20 protein-coding genes and 1 pseudogene are annotated in these 18,735 nt (G+C 66.6%); 8 read left to right on the top strand and 13 right to left on the bottom strand.

Features of this window, described 5'->3' with window-relative positions:
- Nucleotides 1-113: 113 nt before the first annotated feature.
- The 3 genes from hslV to hslU are packed head-to-tail and all read left to right on the top strand — an operon-like array spanning nt 114 to nt 2,501.
- Nucleotides 114-677, top strand: a complete 564-nt coding sequence (hslV, locus tag PRN20_RS01775) for an ATP-dependent protease subunit HslV (RefSeq protein ID WP_273955305.1) — start codon at nt 114-116, stop codon at nt 675-677.
- A complete protein-coding gene (locus PRN20_RS01770) occupies nt 674-1,183 on the top strand; it encodes a GNAT family N-acetyltransferase (RefSeq protein WP_273955288.1) in 510 nt (169 codons plus the stop codon). The genes hslV and PRN20_RS01770 overlap by 4 nt, the downstream gene beginning before the upstream one ends.
- 7 nt (nt 1,184-1,190) lie before the next feature.
- The gene (gene hslU / locus PRN20_RS01765) at nt 1,191-2,501 is read left to right on the top strand and encodes an ATP-dependent protease ATPase subunit HslU (RefSeq protein WP_273955286.1); all 1,311 of its coding nucleotides are present in this window, start codon (nt 1,191-1,193) and stop codon (nt 2,499-2,501) included.
- Nucleotides 2,502-2,536: 35 nt separating this feature from the next.
- Here the strand turns inward: hslU and PRN20_RS01760 are convergent, their stop codons facing one another.
- Both PRN20_RS01760 and PRN20_RS01755 read right to left on the bottom strand, forming a co-directional pair.
- Nucleotides 2,537-4,459 carry a putative bifunctional diguanylate cyclase/phosphodiesterase gene (locus PRN20_RS01760; RefSeq protein WP_273955284.1) on the bottom strand — a complete coding sequence of 641 codons (1,923 nt, stop codon included), beginning with the start codon at nt 4,457-4,459 and terminating at the stop codon, nt 2,537-2,539.
- On the bottom strand, nt 4,456-5,607 hold the full coding sequence (locus PRN20_RS01755) for an FIST signal transduction protein (RefSeq protein ID WP_273955283.1): 1,152 nt from the start codon (nt 5,605-5,607) through the stop codon (nt 4,456-4,458). The genes PRN20_RS01760 and PRN20_RS01755 overlap by 4 nt, the downstream gene beginning before the upstream one ends.
- 269 nt (nt 5,608-5,876) lie before the next feature.
- On the opposite strand from PRN20_RS01755, the gene PRN20_RS01750 reads away from it, so the two are divergent.
- On the top strand, nt 5,877-6,758 hold the full coding sequence (locus tag PRN20_RS01750; RefSeq protein ID WP_273955281.1) for a lipid kinase: 882 nt from the start codon (nt 5,877-5,879) through the stop codon (nt 6,756-6,758).
- A 143-nt stretch (nt 6,759-6,901) separates the two neighbouring features.
- A complete protein-coding gene (locus PRN20_RS01745) occupies nt 6,902-8,083 on the top strand; it encodes a pyridoxal phosphate-dependent aminotransferase (protein WP_273955280.1) in 1,182 nt (393 codons plus the stop codon).
- Between the two features lie 69 nt (nt 8,084-8,152).
- Here PRN20_RS01745 and PRN20_RS01740 read toward each other — a convergent pair whose 3' ends face one another.
- Entirely contained in the window at nt 8,153-8,365 is a 213-nt protein-coding gene (locus PRN20_RS01740; protein WP_273955278.1) for a hypothetical protein, read from the bottom strand.
- Complete coding sequence (locus PRN20_RS01735; RefSeq protein ID WP_337956204.1) at nt 8,362-9,303, bottom strand: DUF2092 domain-containing protein; 942 nt, start codon at nt 9,301-9,303, stop codon at nt 8,362-8,364. The genes PRN20_RS01740 and PRN20_RS01735 overlap by 4 nt, the downstream gene beginning before the upstream one ends.
- A gap of 335 nt (nt 9,304-9,638) precedes the next feature.
- Between PRN20_RS01735 and PRN20_RS01730 the strand changes: the two genes are divergently transcribed.
- Nucleotides 9,639-10,037, top strand: coding sequence for a BA14K family protein (locus PRN20_RS01730; RefSeq protein ID WP_273955277.1), 399 nt, complete (start codon nt 9,639-9,641; stop codon nt 10,035-10,037).
- A gap of 57 nt (nt 10,038-10,094) precedes the next feature.
- Here the strand turns inward: PRN20_RS01730 and PRN20_RS01725 are convergent, their stop codons facing one another.
- The 5 genes from PRN20_RS01725 to PRN20_RS01705 all read right to left on the bottom strand — a co-directional run bounded on the left by PRN20_RS01725 (nt 10,095) and on the right by PRN20_RS01705 (nt 14,356).
- Entirely contained in the window at nt 10,095-11,015 is a 921-nt protein-coding gene (locus PRN20_RS01725; protein ID WP_273955275.1) for a SphA family protein, read from the bottom strand.
- A gap of 165 nt (nt 11,016-11,180) precedes the next feature.
- On the bottom strand, nt 11,181-12,545 hold the full coding sequence (locus PRN20_RS01720) for an arylsulfatase (RefSeq protein ID WP_273955274.1): 1,365 nt from the start codon (nt 12,543-12,545) through the stop codon (nt 11,181-11,183).
- A gap of 129 nt (nt 12,546-12,674) precedes the next feature.
- A complete protein-coding gene (locus PRN20_RS01715; RefSeq protein WP_273955273.1) occupies nt 12,675-13,034 on the bottom strand; it encodes a helix-turn-helix domain-containing protein in 360 nt (119 codons plus the stop codon).
- Complete coding sequence (locus tag PRN20_RS01710) at nt 13,031-13,618, bottom strand: Smr/MutS family protein (protein WP_273955272.1); 588 nt, start codon at nt 13,616-13,618, stop codon at nt 13,031-13,033. The genes PRN20_RS01715 and PRN20_RS01710 overlap by 4 nt, the downstream gene beginning before the upstream one ends.
- Nucleotides 13,619-13,639: 21 nt before the next feature.
- Nucleotides 13,640-14,356: a Tim44/TimA family putative adaptor protein gene (locus PRN20_RS01705; RefSeq protein ID WP_273955270.1), complete on the bottom strand. Its 717-nt coding sequence runs from the start codon at nt 14,354-14,356 to the stop codon at nt 13,640-13,642.
- Nucleotides 14,357-14,527: 171 nt separating this feature from the next.
- Between PRN20_RS01705 and PRN20_RS01700 the strand changes: the two genes are divergently transcribed.
- Both PRN20_RS01700 and secB read left to right on the top strand, forming a co-directional pair.
- On the top strand, nt 14,528-14,980 hold the full coding sequence (locus PRN20_RS01700; RefSeq protein WP_273955267.1) for an FxsA family protein: 453 nt from the start codon (nt 14,528-14,530) through the stop codon (nt 14,978-14,980).
- A 74-nt stretch (nt 14,981-15,054) separates the two neighbouring features.
- Nucleotides 15,055-15,552 carry a protein-export chaperone SecB gene (gene secB / locus PRN20_RS01695; protein ID WP_273955266.1) on the top strand — a complete coding sequence of 166 codons (498 nt, stop codon included), beginning with the start codon at nt 15,055-15,057 and terminating at the stop codon, nt 15,550-15,552.
- Between the two features lie 131 nt (nt 15,553-15,683).
- On the opposite strand, the pseudogene PRN20_RS01690 reads toward secB, so the two are convergent.
- The 4 genes and pseudogenes from PRN20_RS01690 to PRN20_RS01675 all read right to left on the bottom strand — a co-directional run bounded on the left by PRN20_RS01690 (nt 15,684) and on the right by PRN20_RS01675 (nt 18,719).
- A pseudogene (locus PRN20_RS01690) lies at nt 15,684-16,340 on the bottom strand (AraC family transcriptional regulator).
- Nucleotides 16,341-16,579: 239 nt separating this feature from the next.
- Entirely contained in the window at nt 16,580-17,290 is a 711-nt protein-coding gene (dnaQ, locus tag PRN20_RS01685) for a DNA polymerase III subunit epsilon (RefSeq protein WP_273955263.1), read from the bottom strand.
- On the bottom strand, nt 17,287-17,889 hold the full coding sequence (gene coaE / locus PRN20_RS01680; protein WP_273955261.1) for a dephospho-CoA kinase: 603 nt from the start codon (nt 17,887-17,889) through the stop codon (nt 17,287-17,289). Before coaE ends, dnaQ begins: the two co-directional genes overlap by 4 nt.
- Nucleotides 17,886-18,719 carry a shikimate dehydrogenase gene (locus tag PRN20_RS01675; RefSeq protein ID WP_273955259.1) on the bottom strand — a complete coding sequence of 278 codons (834 nt, stop codon included), beginning with the start codon at nt 18,717-18,719 and terminating at the stop codon, nt 17,886-17,888. Before PRN20_RS01675 ends, coaE begins: the two co-directional genes overlap by 4 nt.
- Nucleotides 18,720-18,735: the final 16 nt, after the last annotated feature.

Raw genomic sequence — 18,735 nt, 5'->3', positions numbered from 1 at the left:
CGGGGATGACGGTGGTTGAGCGCAGGAGCGGCGACTGGACCAGAACCACCCCCCGTTTGAAATCGGCGCGCGCGCGCCTAAATAGGGCGGGACACTTCTCGGAGTTTTCCCCCATGTCGCAAGACGATAGCTTCCCCGGCTGGCACGGCACGACGATCGTGGCGGTCCGCAAGGGCAACAAGGTGGTGGTCGCCGGAGACGGTCAGGTCTCGGTCGGCAACACCGTGATGAAGCACACGGCAAAGAAGGTCCGGCGCCTCGCCGGCGGCAAGGTGATCGGCGGCTTCGCCGGCGCCACGGCCGATGCCTTCACCCTGTTCGAAAGGCTCGAGAACAAGCTCGAGCAGTATCCTGACCAGCTGATGCGGGCCGCGGTCGAACTCGCCAAGGATTGGCGTACCGACCGGTACCTGCGCCGCCTCGAGGCGATGATGATCGTCGCCGACAAGGATGACACGCTCGTGCTCACCGGCACGGGCGACGTGCTGACCCCGGACCACGCGAGCATCGCCATCGGCTCGGGCGGCAACTATGCCTATTCGGCCGCCCTGGCGCTGAGCGAGAACACAGAGCTCGATGCCGAAGAGATCGCCCGCAAGGCGATGAAGATCGCCGCCGAGGTCTGCATCTACACTAACGAAAACGTGACCGTCGAAATCATCGAGACGGACAAGTGACGTTCGCGGCGCGGCGGCTGATCGCCTCCGACGCGGAGGCCTACCGGGCCCTGCGGATCGAGGGGCTCGCGGATTCGCCCGCCTCGTTCGGCTCGAGTCTCGCCGAGGAGATCGACAAGCCGGCTGCGGCCTGGGTCGACCGGCTCGACAAGGGCTTCGTGTTCGGCCTGTTCGAAACCGGGGCGCTGGTCGGCGCGGCCGGGTTCTACCGCGAGGCGATCCTCAAGTCGGCGCATCGCGGGCACCTCGTCGGGGTCTATCTGCGTCCCGCCGCCCGCGGCCGGGGCGGCGCCGACCTCCTCGTCGGCGCGGTTATCGCGGAAGCGCGCAACCACGTCCTGCAGCTGCACCTCGCGGTCACGCAGGACAATGACCGGGCCCGCCGGCTCTACGAGCGGCACGGCTTCACGATCTACGGCGAAGATCCCCGCGGCCTCAGGGTCGATGGGCTCTTCTACGATGACTATCTCATGGTGCTGCGCCTCGATGAGGGCAGCGGAAAGTGATGAACCAATGACTGACACCAATTTTTCGCCGCGCGAGATCGTTTCCGAGCTCGACCGGTTCATCGTGGGCCAGCACGACGCCAAGCGCGCGGTGGCCGTGGCGCTGAGGAACCGCTGGCGGCGGCAGCAGCTTTCGGACGACCTGCGCGCCGAGGTGACGCCCAAGAATATCCTGATGATCGGGCCGACGGGTGTCGGCAAGACCGAGATCAGCCGGCGTCTCGCCAAGCTGGCCCAGGCGCCGTTCGTCAAGGTCGAGGCCACCAAGTTCACCGAGGTCGGCTATGTCGGCCGCGACGTCGAGCAGATCGTGCGCGACCTGGTGGAAGCCGGCATTTCGCTGCTGCGCGACAAGAAGCGCGCCGAGGTGCAGGCGCAGGCCCACCACAATGCCGAGGAGCGCGTGCTCGACGCGCTGGTCGGCTCGTCCGCCTCGCCCTCGACCCGCGACAGCTTCCGGACCAAGCTCAGGACCAACGAGCTGGACGACCGGGAGATCGAGATCGAGATGCAGCCGGCGGGCAATCCGGGCGGCTTCGAGATCCCCGGCATGCCGGGCGCCAATATCGGCGTCATCAACATCCAGGACATGCTGGGCAAGGCCTTTGGCGGGCGCGGGGTCAAGCGCAAGGTCAAGGTCAAGGACGCGCACGCCCCGCTGATGGCCGAGGAGGCCGACAAGCTGGTCGACCAGGATGCGCTCGCCAAGGAAGCGGTCGACCTCGTCGAGAACCACGGCATCGCCTTCATCGACGAGATCGACAAGATCGTGAACCGCGAAGGCGGCTATGGCGGCGGCGTCTCGCGCGAGGGCGTGCAGCGTGACCTCCTGCCGCTCATCGAAGGCACGACCGTCTCGACCAAGTACGGGCCGGTCAAGACCGACCATATCCTGTTCATCGCGTCGGGCGCCTTCCACGTGGCCAAGCCCTCCGATCTCCTCCCCGAGCTGCAGGGGCGCCTGCCGATCCGCGTCGAGCTCAAGGCGCTGACGCGCGAGGACCTCATCGGCATCCTCAACGATACCGACGCGAGCCTCATCAAGCAGTATGTGGCGCTGATGAAGACCGAGGGGCTGACGCTCGATTTCACCCCCGACTCGATCGAGGCCATCGCCGATGCGGCGGTGCATGTGAACGCCACGATCGAGAATATCGGCGCGCGGCGCCTCGCCACGATCCTCGAGCGGCTGGTCGAGGACATCTCGTTCGATGCGCCCGACCGGTCAGGCCAGACGATCACCATCGACAAAGCCTATGTGGATGACCGCATCGGCAAGATGGCGGCGGACACCGACCTCAGCCGCTTCGTGCTCTGAAGCTTGAAGGGCCGGGAGCGATCCCGGCCCTTTGCCTATGGCCCCGCCTTGCGCAGGTCGGGGGCCGCGTCCGAGTGCAGAAGCTCGTACACCCCCTTGCGGTTGAGGGGTCGCGAGATCAGGAATCCCTGGCCTTCGCCGTAGCCGAGCTCGCGTACCTTGCTGAACTGCGCGTCGGTCTCGATGCCCTCGGCCGTCGCGACGATGCCCATGCGAGCGGCGACATCGGCGACCGCCTTGAGGATGGCCTCCGCCCCCGGATTGTGGTCCAGCGCGCGGACGAACGAGCCGTCGATCTTGAGCTTGTCGAACGGGAACGCCAACAGGTAGCTCAGGGCCGAGTAGCCGACGCCGAAATCGTCGAGCGCGATCTTGAGGCCGAGTTCGCGCAGCTGGTGGAGGACGCTCAGGTTGGCCGAGTTGTTCTCGAGGAAGATCGTCTCGGTGATCTCGATCTCGACCCGACCGGGCGCCAGGCCGCTCGCCCCCAGGGCGTTGGCAACGATGCCGACAAGGTTGCCGCGATCGAACTGGCTCGAGGACACGTTGACGGCGATGCCGAGGGGATGCGGCCAGCTGGCGGCTTCGGCGAAGGCCTCGCGGATCACCCATTCGCCGATCGGCCCGATCAGTCCCGTCTCCTCGGCGAGCGGTATGAAGAGCGAGGGGAGGATCGTGCCTTCCGTCGGGTGCTGCCAGCGCAGCAACGCCTCGAAGCCGCTCAGCGCGCCCGATTCGAGATCGAGGATCGGCTGGTACCAGAGCTCGAGCTGGCCATTGGGAAGCGCCCGCCTCAGGTCGTTCTCGAGCTGGACGCGCCCGCGGGTCGAGCCGGCGAGGCCGGGCTCGTAGAGGCGATAGCCGCCGCGCCGCCCGCGCTTGATCGAATAGAGCGCCAGGTCGGCATTGTTGAGCAGCCGGTCCGGGGTATTGCCGTCGCGCGGCGCAACCGCCACGCCGACGCTGGCGCCGACGAGCACGGAGTGCCCCTCGATGTCGAGCGGCTGGCGGATGGCGTCGAGCACGGTCGTCGCCAGCCCTGCCGCTTGCTCTTCGCCGGCATCGCGCAGCATGATGGCGAACTCGTCGCCCCCCATGCGGGCGACGATCCCCCGGTCCCCGACGCTACGGCGCAGCCGGTTGGCGACCTGCCGCAACAGTTCGTCGCCGGCCGCGTGCCCCATCGTATCATTGATCGCCTTGAAGCTGTCGAGGTCGAGGCAGAGCACGGCGAAGCAGTCGTCGGTGTCGAGGCTCTCGAAGGCGGTTTCGAGCTCCTGGTGGAGCTTGTTGCGATTGGGCAGGCCGGTCAGTACGTCATGATAGGCCTGGTAGGCCAGCTCGGCCTGCATGCGGTGCAGCTCGGTGATGTCCATGTGCATGGTGACCCAGCCGCCATCGGGCATGGCGCGATGACTGACCGAAATCACGCGACCGTTCCTCAAATGGTGGGTGATACTCGAATCGAGGCCTTCGGCGGCGGTCGAGAGACGCTCCTCGATATAGGCGCCGGGATCGATATCGGGTGCGGTCCCCGCCGCAATCCGGGCCTTGATGATGGCCGTCAGGGTGGTGCCCCGCCGGCCGTAGCGACGCGGCAGGTCGTACATGTTGAGGTATTGCTGGTTGCAGATCAGCAGGCGCTGGTTGCGGTCGAACATGGCAAGGCCCTGCGACATGTTCTCGAGCGCCGTGAAGAAGCGGGTATTCTGCGTCCGCAGCTTCTGCTGGCTGAGCCGCAGCTGGGCCGTGCGCTTGCCGATCTCCTCCTCGAGGCCGGCCTGGAAGGCGGTGAGTTCCTCGACCATCAGCTCGATCGAGCGATCCGTTCGCGTCCGGTCGTGCTCGGCTTCTTCATAGGCAGCACTGACGAGGCGACCCAGGGCCTCGATGTCGATGTTGCCATCGTCATCGGTCGCCTTTCTGAGCTGCCTCTCGAACAGTCTGCGCACGGTCACACCACCTCTTCGGCGAGGACCGTGACGGTCATGGTCTGGTTGTGCAGCTGGGCAAAGCCCGAAACCTCGTTGGGCGAGAACTCGCCGTAGGAGTAGAAGCCCACCGACAGGCAGTTCGGCGTGAGCTCGGAATTGGCCGCTTCGATCTCATCGGCGATCCGCTGCCCCATCAGCAGGCGGCGACCGACGCTGGAAACGAAGATGGCGACGCTGGGCGTATCCTGCTGCAGCCGTGCCCCGGTGACCGCGAGATGCGTCGCCTTGGCGGCGCCGGCGCTCAGGCGATCGAAGCTGCCGCGCATCAGCTGCGCCGACCAGCCCTCCGGCATATCGCCGGCAAAGGTCATCGAGGCCGCCTTGTGATCGACGGCGACGATGGTGCGGACTACCCCCTCTTCGGGGCGGCGCGAATTGAAGATGCGGAGCGGAAACAGCAGTGCCGACCCGGGCAGGTTCTGGCTGTCCTCGGGGCCGAGATAGAGCTTGTAGAGGTCCAGCGCCGGCTTGCCGTCGACCTCGAAGAGGACGTTGCCGACCGAGCGGGTGATGCGCCGGGTGGGGCCGAACACGTCCCAGCCGCCGGCACTGCCGTAGCCCAGGCGGATCGCGCCGCCATAAAAGCCGATGGCTGCGACCTGGCCGGATACCGGCGGACCATTGCAGCCGACCAGCGTCGCGACGAAGGCCTCTCCGTCCCCGGCGAGGCCACCGCTCACCGGCACATGGCTGCCGACCTCGCCGGCGATACCCTCGACGAGGGCGCTGCCGTTGACGTTGATGCCGTCCGACAGGACGAACACGCCCGCGAGGTTCCTGGCCTTGAGGGCCTCACCGATGGCGGCGCCCGCGGCGCGCGAGCCTGCGGCGCCCTCGATCGGGGCCGTGGCGGCGCGCAGGTGCGTATCGTCGAAGGCGATGGCGACGGCGCTGAGCCGGTCATCGCTGACATCGAGGCCCGACAGCTGACCGCCGGTCGAGCACCCGAGTACATGCGCCTCGGGGAAGCGCTCCTGCAATGCCTCGTAGAGCTGGCCACCAGCGAGCATCCGGCGCGTGCCGAAGTAAAGCACCAGTCCTGCGTCGTCGAGTTGGGCCCCCTCCATCGACCAGTGCGAAGTCTCATCCCAGAACAGTCGCGAGGCACGCACGAAACTTTTTCTCCACGCTCCAGCTCATCTACTCATTGTGAGCAGTAAATCTTAACTTTCTGCCGAGACAGGCCTATGCGTTTGCTTGCAAGCCAGACTTAGGCGACGGGCCACGTCTTCCCGCTTCTCCGCCGAGATTTGTGCCTTTTGGCGCAAATCTCGGCCGCGACGGCCCACGTCACGAACCTCGCCAAGAGTTAACGCGGTCGCTGTTGCGCCCGGCTGCGTTCTGCCCCATGTGATGCCCAGTTTGGGGATACCGACCGCCGATGATCGAACCTCGCACCAGACGCGCCCTGATGCTGGTCAATCCCAATGCGCGCCGCGGCACGGCGGCGCTCGAGCCGGTGATCGAACGCCTGCAGGCAGGCGGAATCAGCGTCTCGGTCGAGCGCTTCAACTCGGCTGACGAAGTGAGCAGCGACATCATCCGGCGCGGCGACGATTTCGACCTCGTCATCGTCTGCGGCGGCGACGGCACGCTCAACTCGGCGGCCAGGGGCGTGCTGGCGACGGGCCTGCCGATGGGCATCCTCCCCATGGGGACGGCCAACGATCTCGCCCGCACCCTCGAGATCTCGGACAACCTGCTCAGCGCCGCCGACGTGATCATCGCCGGCAGGACGCGGCGGGTGGACCTGGGCGAGGTCAACAGGCACCCGTTCTTCAACGTCGCAAGCATCGGGCTCAGCGCCGACCTCGCAAACGGGCTCACCCGCGAGGCCAAGCGCCGCTGGGGCAAGCTCGGCTATGCGCTGGCAGCCCTCAAGGTGCTGGCGCGGGCGCGGCCGTTCAGGGCGACGATCATTTCGGCGCGCGGCGAGGAGAAGGTGAAGACGCTGCAGATCGCGGTCGGCAATGGCCGGCACTATGGCGGCGGCACGGTGATCGAGGAGAATGCCGCGATCGACGACGGGCACCTCGACCTCTACAGCCTCGAGCAGGACAATGTGTTCAAGCTCCTGCTGCTCTTCGGCCACTTCCGGCGCGGCACGCACGGGGCCTGGGAAGAGGTCCGCACCGACAAATCGGTCGAGTTCGACATCCGCACCAGGGAGCCGATGCCGGTGAACACCGACGGCGACATCGTCACCTACACCCCGGCGCACTTCCTGATCCGCCCGGCCGCGATCGAAGTGTTCGCGCCGTAGGGCCATCCCCTATCGCCTCCCTCCCCCCTGAGGGGACGGACCGTGGGTGGGGGTGGTGCGGCTCGGGAACCGGGAGCCCGTCCCCAGCTGGCTCAACGGCCACCAATGCTCTACGAACGGTTATCCCGAACGCCGAGCCCGCCATGGACCTCTCCACCCTCCCCTTCCCCATTGCCGCGCGCGACGCGGTACGCGATCTCAAGAGTTCGCTGATCCGCGACGTTGCCAATGCGGCAATGGGACGGGACGACGTGCTGGCCTTCTGGTTCGGCGTATCCGACCAGCCGACGCCGCAGTTCATCCGCGAGGCGGCGATCGCATCGCTCGGCTCGGGCGAGACCTTCTATTCGCAGAACCTGGGGCGGCCGTACCTCCGCGAAGCGATCGCGCGCTACCTCTCCGGCCTCCATGGCCGCCCGGTCGGGCCGGAGCGGATCGCCGCGGTCGGCTCGGGCGTCTCGGGCCTGATGCTCGCCATGCAGCTCATCGTCTCGGCCGGCGACAAGGTCGTCGCCGTCACCCCGCTCTGGCCCAACATCGTCGAGATCCCGCGCATCCTCGGGGCCGAAGTGACGCGCGTGCCGCTGGCGGTGACGGACGGCCGCTGGGGGCTCGACCTCGACCGGCTGCTTGCGGCGCTGACGCCCGACACCCGCCTCGTCATCATCAACTCGCCCAACAACCCGACCGGCTGGACCATCGAGGAAGACGAGGTCGACGCCATCCTCTCCCACTGCCGCAAGCACGGCATCTGGGTCCTCAGCGACGATGTCTACGAGCGGCTGGTGCACGACCCCGCCCGGCCATCGGCGCCGTCCTTCCTCCGCCGCTACGAGCCGGGCGACCGGATCCTCTCGGTCAACAGCTTCTCGAAGGCCTGGTCGATGACGGGCTGGCGCGTCGGCTGGATCGTGACCCCCGAGGCGCTGGCGACGGACCTGGGCAAGATCATCGAGTTCAACACGTCCTGCATCCTCGAGCCCATCCAGCGCGCCGCGACGGTGGCGCTCGATCAGGGCGAAGCCGAAGTCGCCCGCCTCAGGCAGCAGCTGACCACGACGCGCCGCCTCCTCGTCGATGAACTCGCCGCCATGCCGGGCGTGGTCGTGCCCGATGCCGGCGGCGCGATGTATGTCTTCTTCCGCATCGAAGGCCAGGACGATACGCTCGAACTCGCCAGGCGCCTCGTCGAAGAAGCCGGCCTCGGCCTCGCCCCCGGCGGCGCCTTCGGCCCCGAGGGCGACGGCTGGCTGCGCTGGTGCCATGCCGTCAGCGCGGAGAAGCTGCGCGAAGGCACAAGGCGGTTGCGCACCTTCCTCGCGTGAGATGTTCCACGTGAATCCTTGAGACAGCAACAGGCCGCCGGAGGTACGGGGTTCAGGGAGCGATGAGGGCTAGCAGGCGTAGACGCCTGTCGCGCACCGACGGGCCGTACGCCGGGCCGCCCCGGCAGCGCTGACCGGTGTCAGCGGCCGCCCCACCTTGGCATAGGCCTCCGACACGACCCCGGGCACGCCCGGTACACCAATGCTCACTCCGATCTCGAGGCCGCAAATGCCAATCACCGTGGCCAGTACTGCTATTCCGAGCTTTCGACTGAGTGTCATTTCGTGCCTCCGACCGCGAACGATTTCGGTAGCTCATCCGTCTCCGGGAGATCGGACATTTCGACCTTCTTGGCGTTGGCAGGCGGCTGGAACCCGAAATCGGCCTGCGCCACCTTGTCGCCCGCCTTCCAGTTTCTCAGGTCGACCCGGTACTCCGGAGAGCCCGGCACCTCCTTGCTGGTGACGACATAGCGGCATGGATAGGGATCGGCTCCGGTGGCTATCCAGATCTGCCAATCGACCTCGTCCGTTCGAAACGCGAGATGATTGCACTCGACACCGCCGATGACGCCGCTCCCCAGGTCCTTCACATCCTTCACCTCCGGCATCAGCGCATCGTAGACGTCGGACAAGAGCAGATCGGCTCCAGAGATCGGGCGGCCGTACTTGTCGCGCAGGGTGTCGAATAGCTGGTCGAGGGTCCCGGGCAGTTCCGCCTGGCTGTAGGCGCTCTTCTGGTCGCCCAGGATCGAGAGCGTTTTCCCGTCATAGACGACTTCGACATCGGTGAAGCCGCCAACGCGTTCGGCCCGCAGCTTGTCCGGCCGCTCGACGGCCATGTTGCCCGAGCTCGCCAACGCAAGCTTCTGCTGATCCTTGGTCACGACCTCCAGGTCGCTGTCGTAGTCAAACGAGAATGCCTTCTGGGCCGCCAGGTAGTCCGACATCTGCTTGAGCAGCGTCTTGGCATCAGCCTCGTCGGCTTGCGACGGTATGGCGCCGGCCAGTCCGGCCAACGCGGCAATTCCGGCAATGGCGACCGTTCTGGAGGTCACTTTCAACGTGAACTTTGCTGACAATCTGTCCTCCTGGATAAGGTTGAACGTCTTGCCTCCGGCTCCTGGAAACGGCCCAGCCTGCGTCGCCAAAACGCCGCCAGGTCGAACCAAGCTACGGCTGATGTCCCGGGGCGGTACACAGGCAATCGGTCCCGACATTTAACAAATCCGGACCCTCGATCGGTCTATTCACGTCAACTCTGCAGGGTCGCCCGTGAGAGATTCCTCCCGTGACATTCCAGGAAACTCGCGGACCGATCCCAAGGCTATCAAGCAGATAGCCCACGCACTCCCCCCCTCTTCCAGCTCGGTCCTGTACGCATCCAGTTTGATGAGAATGCGCCGCGGGAGTTAACTGTCGTGGCTGGCGGCCGAGCCCCGCATGTTCGAGGGATATCCTCGACTGCGACGGTGCCCGCAGGTGTGCTGCGCGCAACCATGACGCGGGTGGAGGATTTCCGTTGTGCCTCACTTCACTTGGAAGGGAGAAGGCGATGCGAAAGCTCGCTCTTGCAGCCGTCGCGGCCGCAGTTTTGGGACTGATGGCAACCTCGATGCCGGCCCAGGCGCAAGGACGCCTCGGGTACGGTTACAGTCCCGGGATGGGCAATCGTTGGGATGGAGGCTGGAACAACCGGCGATACAACAACTACTGGAACGGCAACCGATACATGAACCGCTGGGGCTACCGTCCCTACGGCTGGGGGATAGGGGCCGGCGCGGTCGGGCTCGGTGTGGGCGCCGCCATCGCGAATGACCGCTACTACAACAACAACATGGTCGTGATCGACGACAACCATGTGGCGGCCTGCGAAGCCAAGTATCGGTCCTACAATGCCCAGACCGACATGTTCCTCGGCTATGATGGTCAGTACCACCGGTGCAACCTCTAGGACGAAGATGAGGGGTGCCCGCTGTGGCGCCCCTCGCCCTGTCTTGCGGTTCGCGTCCTAGAAGGCGAACGTCGCCGTGGCGAGCGTAGTGCTGCCTTCCCAGCGCTTCTCGGCGTTGAACTCGTGGTAGTAGCGCAGCGCGAAGGTGCTCGGCGTCTCGCCCAGCTTGGTGCTGTACTGCCCACCGACGCCGACGGCATCGACGCGGCCCATGAAATCGCCCAGCACGGCGCCGTCGCCGGTATCGGGGGTGAGCTGGCGGTAGTTGTAGCCGACGATGCCCGCCGTCAGGCCATTGCCGAAATCCTTGCCGAAGGCCCAATCGAGGTGGAACTCGGCGCCCGACTGGTAGTCGGTGGCGGGGTTCTCGAAGTTGAAGGTGAAGCCGGCCTGGGCGTTCAGCTGAATCTTGGAGGTCGCCTCGATCCAGGTGAACGCCCCGCCGACGTCAATAGCCGGGCGATTGAGGCCGGTGCTTGGAAAAAAGCCCGTCTCGTACGTCCCGGTCGGCAACAGGCCCTGCACGTAGCCTGTGTAGAAGAATGTGCCCTCGGACCAGCCGACCTGGGCCTTTATCCAGGTATCGCCGAGGCCCCAGCCGGCAACCTCGCGGTTGATGCCCGGCCCACCGCCGACCGAGACGTTGGCCTCGAGGTCGATATGGCCGATCATCGGCGTGATGCTGAGGCCGAGCGTGCCGCCCAGCACCTCGAACTCGGGCACATAGAGAAAGTTGATGCCGGACTGGAAGAAGCCGACATCGGCGCCCGCCGCGAGGTCGACGTCGCCCAGCGTGACGGTGCCATCGATGGAGCCGGCATAATAGCCGACGAGCGGGGTGACATAGGTGCCTGCCGGCGGGGTGATGCCGGCGTTGAAGCCGGACCCGCCCAGCGCATAGACGCTGAATCCCGCCTCGGCGCCGAGCGCAGGGCCGGAGACCCCCGCAAGGGCCAGCCAGATGGCGAGAAACTTCATGCGCACTCTGTCCTCCCCCGCAAGGAACCGCTTGCCAAGACCACACCGGCCGCAGTCAGTGTCATTACTCGGATCTGATTCGGCTAGTTGCTTTCGTGCATGCCTCCTATTGCAGCAACGCTGAATACACGATCAGTCTGTACGCAATCGTACTTCGCAGATGACTTAAGCGTTATTTGTACGCTTCGGTACGAAATCAAGCGGAGCGCCGGCGGGGACCAGAGGCTCGCGCCGGATGCTCTCGGCATAGTCCTTGAGGATGCGGCCGAAGTGAGCGGCCGTCCACGAGTGCATGTAAGGCAGGTCGATGGCGTTCTGCTCCTTGGGGTCGGTGATCAGGTTGATGATGTGCGGGGTTGCGAGCGGCAGCGCTGGCGCAAACGAGTTCTGCTGCAGGTAGAGCTTCAGCTTGAAGTTCCGCCACTTCACGCCGTGCAGCGTCGAGCCCATCCAGAACGGGAAGCCGTCTCGCGCCGACGCCTCGCTCGCGCCCGAGAGGAACCGGCGCTGGTCGAGCCCATCGATCTCGCGGTCGGCGGGAGGCGGCACTCCGGCCCAGCCGAGGAGCGTCGTGAACATGTCGGTGATGTGGACGATCTCGTTGCTCTGCCGTCCCGCCCGGACTTCGCCGGGGTAGCGCACGAGGCAGGGCGTGCGGAGCGAGCCCTCCATGGCGGTGAAGTAGGAGCCATCGAAGAACCCGGGCGTGCCGCGCCACGGCTCGGCCTGTTCGGGACCGTTATCGCCGGAAAAGACGACGATGGTGTCGTCGGCGATGCCGAGTTCGCCCAGGAGGTCGAGCAGGGTACCGAAATCGGCGTCGAGCTCGAGCAGGCAGTCAGCCCAGTCCCCGGCGCCAGACCGCCCGTGAAACGCGGCCCGGGGGATGGTCGGCATATGCATGAGCGAGTGGTTGAAATAGACGAAGAAGGGCTGGCCCGCTGTGGCGCTCCTCCGGATGAAAGCCTCGGCGCGAGCGAGGAACTCGGCGTCCACCTCGCGCCGGGTCTCGAGATCGAGCTGCCGCACCGCCGCGGGGACTTCGCCCCGGCGCGCCTCGAGCATGTTGGTCACGCCGTCGCGGTCGGGAACGTACCAGGGGTCCTCGGGCCAGAAGCTCTCGTCCCAGGTGCGCGGCGGGCCATACCACTCGTCAAAGCCATGGTCCGTGGGCCAGCGCCCTTCGGAGGCCCCGATGTGCCACTTGCCGTAACAGGCCGTCGCATAGCCCGCTTCCGAGAGGATATCGCCGAGCGTCCTCTCCCAGGCGACGAGCCCGCCTTCATCGCCCGGCAGGGCGACGGTGTGGTTCCCCGAGCGCATAGCGTAGCGGCCGGTCATCAGCGCGGCGCGCGAGGGCGAGCATTGCGCCTCGGGCGCGAAATTGAGGAGCTTCGTTCCTTCGGCGGCAAAGGCGTCGATCCGCCGCGTGTCGGCGCCGCGCAGCACACCGCCGCCATAGCAGCCAAGCTCGCCATAGCCGAGATTGTCGACGAGGAAGTAGAGGATGTTGGGCGGACGCGGGGACATGGCGGCACTCGAAGCTGGGCGCCGTGACGCGCCACCGGAGTGAGGCCACCGGCACTTTCGCGCCGCCCGGTTGCGCTCCCCTTCAGGCCCGGCCTGCTGTTTTAGCCAAATTGGCGGCGGAGCCGCGGCTTACTTCAGCCGGCGCATCATCTCGGTGCGGAGGAAGACGAGATCCTCGGGCTCGAGCTTGCCGATATCGCGGGCGAGGCGGTTGGCGAGCTCGGTCGCTTCGGGCGGCATGCCGGCGGTGTCGATGGTGATGCGCGGATCACTCATCTCGGCGAGGCGCTGCAGCTCCTCGGCATCGTCCCAGATGACGTTGAAATACTGGATGATCTTCTGGAGCAGCGCAAAGGTCGGCTTGCCCCGCCGGCCATGCTCCAGCGCGCTGAGATAGGCGCTCGACACGTCTAGGGCCCGCGCCATCTGCTTCAACGTAATGCCGCGTTCATCGCGCATGGCGCGCAGCTTCATCCCCAGCGGCGTCATCGATAGTCGCGCTCCCGGCGCAGGCGGACATAGAAGGCGCCATCGCCGCCATGGCCCTGGGCGGCGGTGTCCCAGCCGGCGACCAGCGGGGCGAGATCCGGTTCGGTGAGCCAGATCGGCAGCATGGCGCGCAGCACGCCGCGCTCGATGATCACCGCGGCATCGTCGCCGACCTTTTTCAGCCCCTTGCCGGTGATGACGAGGAGCGTGCGGTCGCCGCGGGCGGCACGGGCATAGATGAAACGAATGAGCGCGGCATGGGCCTCGACCTGGCGCATGCCATGCAGGTCGATCGTGCCGTCGATCTCGACGCGGCCGCGTTGCAGGCGCTGCTTGAGATTGGGTTCGATCCCCGGACGCGGCGCCTTCTGCTGCTGCGGCCGGCCGCTGGACTGGTAGGCCGGCATCGCCGGAAACAGCCGGTGCGGCTTCACCACGGGGGCGGCGGGGATCGGCAGCGGCTCGCTCTCGAGGTTCACGAGCGGCCGCTTGGGCGGGTGGAGGGGCGAGACGGTCTCTTTGACCGCGTGCCAAAGGTGCCAGTCAGGGAGCTGGCCCTTCCCGTCCGAACGGCGCTTGGCCATGACATCGCCCCCGACCCGGCCCTATTCGAGTTGGCTGGTGGCGACGAGCTTCCAGTTGGGGTCGCGCGACTTGGTGCTGCGCGCGAAGGTCCATTCGTCGGCGATGTTGGTCACCTGGTCGGCATTGCCCTCGATGAGGGTGCCGTCCTTGTCGCGGGTGGCCGACACCACCTCGGCATGGAAGCGGATGGTGACGAGCGCATTGCGCTTGTCGAGCTCGGCTTCCGAGATATCGACCTTGGGCAGGCCCACAAAGGTGAAGTCGACCGTGCGGCCGGCCGCCTCGCGCTCGCGGATGACGCGCTCGAAGCCGTCATAGACGTCCTTTTCGAGCAGGTTCTTCAGCGTCTGGCGATCGCCGGAGGCAAAGGCGGTGACGATCATCTCGTAGGCGGCCTTGGCGCCTTCCATGAAGGTCTTGGGCGAGAAGCTCGGATCGGCCTCGGCGATGGCCTTCAGGCCCTCGGCGATATTCGCATCGCCGTTCGAGAGCTGGGTGATCTCGGTCTCGAGCCTGCGCTGCAGGCGCTCCTGGTCCTCGTTGCTCGGGTTCACCGGACGTGGGCGCATCTGCACGACGTTCTCCTCTGCGCCCTTGGCCGCTGCAGCCTCGCGCTGGCGCTCGAGCGGCGTGCGCTCGCGACCGGTCCGGGTGCCCAGCACCTGGCGCAGGCGGAACAGCACCACGATCGCGAGACCGATCACGATGAGCGTGGGAATGTCGAGGAATTCGTCCATCAGGCAGGGGTCTCGCGAGGAAGAAATGGGGTCCGGGTCGGGTCGGATCGCTGGGAAGCCGACGATCGTGTCCTATATATAGGGAAACGCTCAGCCAGAAACCAGTTCACGTTTGGCTGAGGCACGCTGCACGGGCCTTTATGACGCAGCGCTTTCGAAAGGGTTACGCCGTTGGGCCGGTTTTTGTTTCTGCTGTTCCTCCTTGTTCCACTGATCGAGATCGCCTTCTTCGTGGTGATCGGCGGGGCCATCGGATTGTGGCCGACCCTTGCGGGCGTCCTCATCATGGCGGTGGCCGGCTCGCTGATCCTGCGCTGGCAGGGCCTGTCGATCATCAACGAGATCCGCTCGAGCGTCGGCCACGGCCAGCTGCCCGCCCGGGCGCTCGCCGATGCGATGATGATCGGCCTCGCCGGCATCCTGCTGCTGACGCCGGGCTACTTCACCGACCTGCTCGGCCTGCTCCTCCTCATCCCGCCGGTGCGGAGCGCAATCTACGCGTACCTGCGCTCGCGGGTGAAGGTCGTGGCGACGGCGACCGGCGCCAGCGGGTTCACCTCCGGCCCGCGCCGCGTCGAAGATGGCACGATCGACCTCGATTCGGACGAGTGGCGGCCGCGCTGAGCATGCCCGAGCTTGTGGCAAGGGGCCAAAGGTGCTAGCCAGCGCGCCGACCGAAAGCTCGAGGAATTTCGATTATGGCTGACGAGACCCCGGCCGGTGTGGCCCCGACTGCTGCCGCCCAGCCCAGCTACAGCCTGGTGGGCCAGTACACGCGCGACCTGAGCTTCGAGAACCCCGGCGCGCCGGCCTCGGTGCTGCTCGGTGGCCCGAACCCCAATTTCAACGTCGGCATCAATGTCGGTGTGAAGAAGCAGGCCGACGACCTCTATGCGGTCGAGCTCAGCCTCAACGCCAAGGCCCAGCGCGAGACGAACGTCCTGTTCAACGTCGAGCTCGTCTATGGCGGCGTGTTCCGCGTCAAGAACGTGCCCGAGGCGCAGCTGCCGCTGCTGCTGATGGTCGAGTGCCCGCGCATGATCTTCCCGTTCGCCCGCCACGTGCTGGCGACCGTCGTCCAGCTCGGCGGCTTCCCGCCGCTGATGATGGAGCCGGTCGACTTCATGGCGCTATACGTCCAGAACATGAAGAGCATGCAGGCCCAGCAGGGCGGCACGGCTCCGCAGCCGAACTGAGACTAAGACGAGCCCCGACGGGCTCCCCTCCCCCCTGAGGGGAGGGGCAGGGGGTGGGGGTCCATCAGCGGACCACTGAACCATCCCCACCCTCTATCCCTCCCCTCAGAGGGGGAGGGAAGCGCCAGGCGCTACTTCAGCGGCAGGAACAGCTCCACGACGACTTCGTGCGCCTCGACCTGGGGGATGCGCGCCAACTGCCGCCGGCAATAGATCGGAAAGTCCCGAGCCTCCTCGCCGCTGGCCGGAAGCCAGTCGCGATAAAGATAGAGCGCTGCCGGTTCGAGATTGTTGGTGTTGCCGGGATAGCGCAGCACCGCGCAGCGTCCGCCGGGGATCACGCCGGCCTGCACCGGCTGGTCATTGGCCGCGATAGGCAGGTCCGTCTCCACGCACAGATCCATGCTGTAGTCGGCCGGGTTCGCCGGCTGTCTCTCCGACCGGAAGACCATGTAGGTCGGGCTGCTCCCGGCGGCGAGGCCCGCAGCCTTGCTCCAGGCCATCAACCGCCCCCGTGTCTCCGCGATCAGCGTCCGCTCGCCCCGATGCTCGAGGATCGCCACCGGCAGCGGCGGCCAGCTGGTGTGACGCCCGCTTCATGCGGGCCAGCTGGACATAGCGATAGACGGACAGCCCGAAGGTCGCCGTGAACTGCCGGTGGAAGTGGTATTTCGAGAAGGCGGCGATCCGGCTCAACGCCTCGAGGCCAGATCGTCGTCGAGGTGCCGGTCGATATGGTCCAGCACCCTCCGCATCCGGTCATCATGCTTCTGCCGCGCCGTCGTCACCGTTCCCTCGTTCTCCGTGGCAACGCGATCTAGCCGCCAGGAACGGCACCGTGCTCGACCGATCTTGCGATTCTTGAAGCGGGAGTGGAACTGAAGCCGGCACCAAGTCCCCGGTCGGCTCCCCTCCCCCCTTGCGGGGAGGGGCTGGGGGTGGGGGTCCATCGGTGATCACCGGACCACCCTCTCCCTCGATCTCTCCCTCGGGGGAAGAGAGACGCAGGACGCGCAACCGTGGAGCCCTACTCGGCCGCCACCGACACTTCCGAGTATTTCACCCAGATCGCGTCGGCGCCGAGCGTGCCGACCATGACCGCGTGCGCCTTGAGTTCGGCATCGCTCAGCCGCGGCGCGAGCGGGACCGGGCGCTGCCGGGCCGGCGCGAAGGCCACGGCGGAGCGGGCCTCGGCGTGGATGTCGGCGACCAGCGCCAGCGCCACCTGGCGGCCGCCGATCAGCTCCAGGTAGACGTCGGCGAGGATCTCGCTGTCGAGCAGCGCGCCGTGCAGCACGCGCTTACTATTGTCGATGCCGTAGTGCTTGCACAGCGCATCGAGGCTGACGCGCGCGCCCGGATGCCGCTCGCGCGCCACCATCACGGTGTCGATCACCTTGTTGGTGAGCCTGGGCTTGCCAAGCCTTTCGAGCTCGAAGTTGAGAAAGCCCATGTCGAACGGCGCGTTGTGGATGACCAGCGTGCCATCGCCGATGAATTCGAGGAAAGCGTCGGCCTCGGCGGAGAACAGCGGCTTGTCGCGCAGGAACTCGGTCGACAGCCCGTGCACCCGGAAGGCCTCGTCCGGAACGTCCCGCTCGGGGTTGAGGTAGACGTGGAAGTGCCGGCCGGTCGGGATGTGGTTGAGCAGCTCGACACAGCCGATCTCGACGATGCGGTCGCCCGTCACCGGCGACAGGCCGGTGGTTTCGGTATCGAGGACGATTTCACGGTTCATCGGCGGGATTCGGCTTCTGCCCTGAGCTTTGCCACCAGTGCGGCAACGTCGTTTCGCGTCGCTGCAATGGGGCCGGAGGTGTCGAGGATGTATGTGGCGCGCTTCACCTTTTCAGCCTGCGGCATCTGCCGGGCAAGGATGGCGTCCAGCTTTTCCACCGTCATGCCGGGTCGCGCCAGGGCACGGCGGCGCTGCTCGGCCTCGTCGACCGTGGTGACAACCACCCCGTCGAGCCCCCAGTCGACGCCGTTCTCGAACAGGAGCGGAATGTCGACGACGGCGATTGCCTCCCCGCTCGCCTCGGCCCCGGCGAGGAAGCGCCTGATCCCCGCCCGCACCAACGGATGGACGATCGCTTCGAGCTGCCGGATCCGCACGGGGTCGCCGACCACATGCCGGCTGAGCCTTTCGCGATCGATGACGCCCTCGACGGTCACGCCGGGGAAAGCCGCCTCGACCGGCGCCACCGCCTCGCCGCGGTAGAGTTCGTGCACGTAGTCGTCGGAGGAAAAGGTCGGGATGCCCAGATCGGCAAAGGCGCGCAGGGCACTGGATTTGCCTGTCGCGATCGAGCCGGTCAGTCCGAGCTTTATCGTCACAACGTCGCCTCTACCTTCGCCCTGAGCTCGGGCGTCACTGCCGGCCTGACGCCGAACCAGGCTTCGAAACCGGGCACGGCCTGATGGAGCAGCATGCCCAGCCCGTCGACCGTCTTCAAGCCAAGCGCCCGCGCATCGGCGAGGAGCGGAGTGACCAGCGGCACATAGACGATGTCGGTGACGAGCGCCGTCCGGGGCAGCAGCGACAGATCGAGATCCTCGAAGCGGCTGTCGTGCATGCCGATCGAGGTGGTGTTGACGACGAGGCCGGCCGTCGGCGCGTAGCGGGCGTAGTCGGCGAGTGGGCCCGGAATGAACGGTCCGGCGATCTCCCGGGCCAGTGCCCCGGCCTTGTCGACGGTGCGGTTGAGAAGGACGACCTCCTTGATCCCCCTCTCGCGCAACGCGACGAGGATAGCGCGCGAAGCGCCGCCGGCCCCGAGCACGATGGCGCGCTCCAGCCCATTGCTCCAGCCCGGTGCGTTCTGGTCGAGATTGCCGAGAAAGCCCATGTAGTCGGTATTGAAGCCGTGGATGCGGCCGTCGCCCTCACGGACCAGGGTGTTCACCGCCCCGATGGTCCGCGCCAGCGGATCGACGCTGTCGGCGAGACCGAACACGGCCTCCTTGTGGGGGATCGTCACGTTGCCGCCGGCGAACTCGCCCGCGCGGATGCGCTCGACGAACTGCGTCAGCTCCGCCGGCGCCACGTCGATCGCCTCATAGCTGCCGGCAATGCCGTGCGCCGCCAGCCAGGTGCCGTGGATGAGCGGAGAGCGCGAGTGCTTGATCGGGTGGCCGATGACGAAGGCTTTTTTCACGTGAATCATTTCTCGAAAACGTCGG

It is taken from the genome of Devosia sp. ZB163, assembly GCF_028613635.1.
In the GTDB taxonomy this organism is placed as follows: Bacteria; Pseudomonadota; Alphaproteobacteria; order Rhizobiales; family Devosiaceae; genus Devosia_A.
The sequence above is the reverse complement of the archived record's forward strand: the minus strand, read 5'-3'. Positions and strand labels throughout refer to the sequence as shown.

Bases quoted from the DNA above. Each gene is read 5' to 3' on its own strand.
- PRN20_RS01745 (WP_273955280.1), top strand. From the start codon at position 6,902: ATGGACCTCTCCACCCTCCCCTTCCCCATTGCCGCGCGCGACGCGGTA.
- PRN20_RS01710 (WP_273955272.1), bottom strand. From the start codon at position 13,618: ATGGCCAAGCGCCGTTCGGACGGGAAGGGCCAGCTCCCTGACTGGCAC.
- PRN20_RS01730 (WP_273955277.1), top strand. From the start codon at position 9,639: ATGCGAAAGCTCGCTCTTGCAGCCGTCGCGGCCGCAGTTTTGGGACTG.
- secB (WP_273955266.1), top strand. From the start codon at position 15,055: ATGGCTGACGAGACCCCGGCCGGTGTGGCCCCGACTGCTGCCGCCCAG.
- PRN20_RS01675 (WP_273955259.1), bottom strand. From the start codon at position 18,719: ATGATTCACGTGAAAAAAGCCTTCGTCATCGGCCACCCGATCAAGCAC.
- PRN20_RS01750 (WP_273955281.1), top strand. From the start codon at position 5,877: ATGATCGAACCTCGCACCAGACGCGCCCTGATGCTGGTCAATCCCAAT.
- PRN20_RS01735 (WP_337956204.1), bottom strand. From the start codon at position 9,303: ATGTCGGGACCGATTGCCTGTGTACCGCCCCGGGACATCAGCCGTAGC.
- PRN20_RS01705 (WP_273955270.1), bottom strand. From the start codon at position 14,356: ATGGACGAATTCCTCGACATTCCCACGCTCATCGTGATCGGTCTCGCG.
- hslU (WP_273955286.1), top strand. From the start codon at position 1,191: ATGACTGACACCAATTTTTCGCCGCGCGAGATCGTTTCCGAGCTCGAC.
- PRN20_RS01740 (WP_273955278.1), bottom strand. From the start codon at position 8,365: ATGACACTCAGTCGAAAGCTCGGAATAGCAGTACTGGCCACGGTGATT.
- PRN20_RS01715 (WP_273955273.1), bottom strand. From the start codon at position 13,034: ATGACGCCGCTGGGGATGAAGCTGCGCGCCATGCGCGATGAACGCGGC.
- PRN20_RS01725 (WP_273955275.1), bottom strand. From the start codon at position 11,015: ATGAAGTTTCTCGCCATCTGGCTGGCCCTTGCGGGGGTCTCCGGCCCT.
- hslV (WP_273955305.1), top strand. From the start codon at position 114: ATGTCGCAAGACGATAGCTTCCCCGGCTGGCACGGCACGACGATCGTG.
- dnaQ (WP_273955263.1), bottom strand. From the start codon at position 17,290: ATGAACCGTGAAATCGTCCTCGATACCGAAACCACCGGCCTGTCGCCG.
- PRN20_RS01720 (WP_273955274.1), bottom strand. From the start codon at position 12,545: ATGTCCCCGCGTCCGCCCAACATCCTCTACTTCCTCGTCGACAATCTC.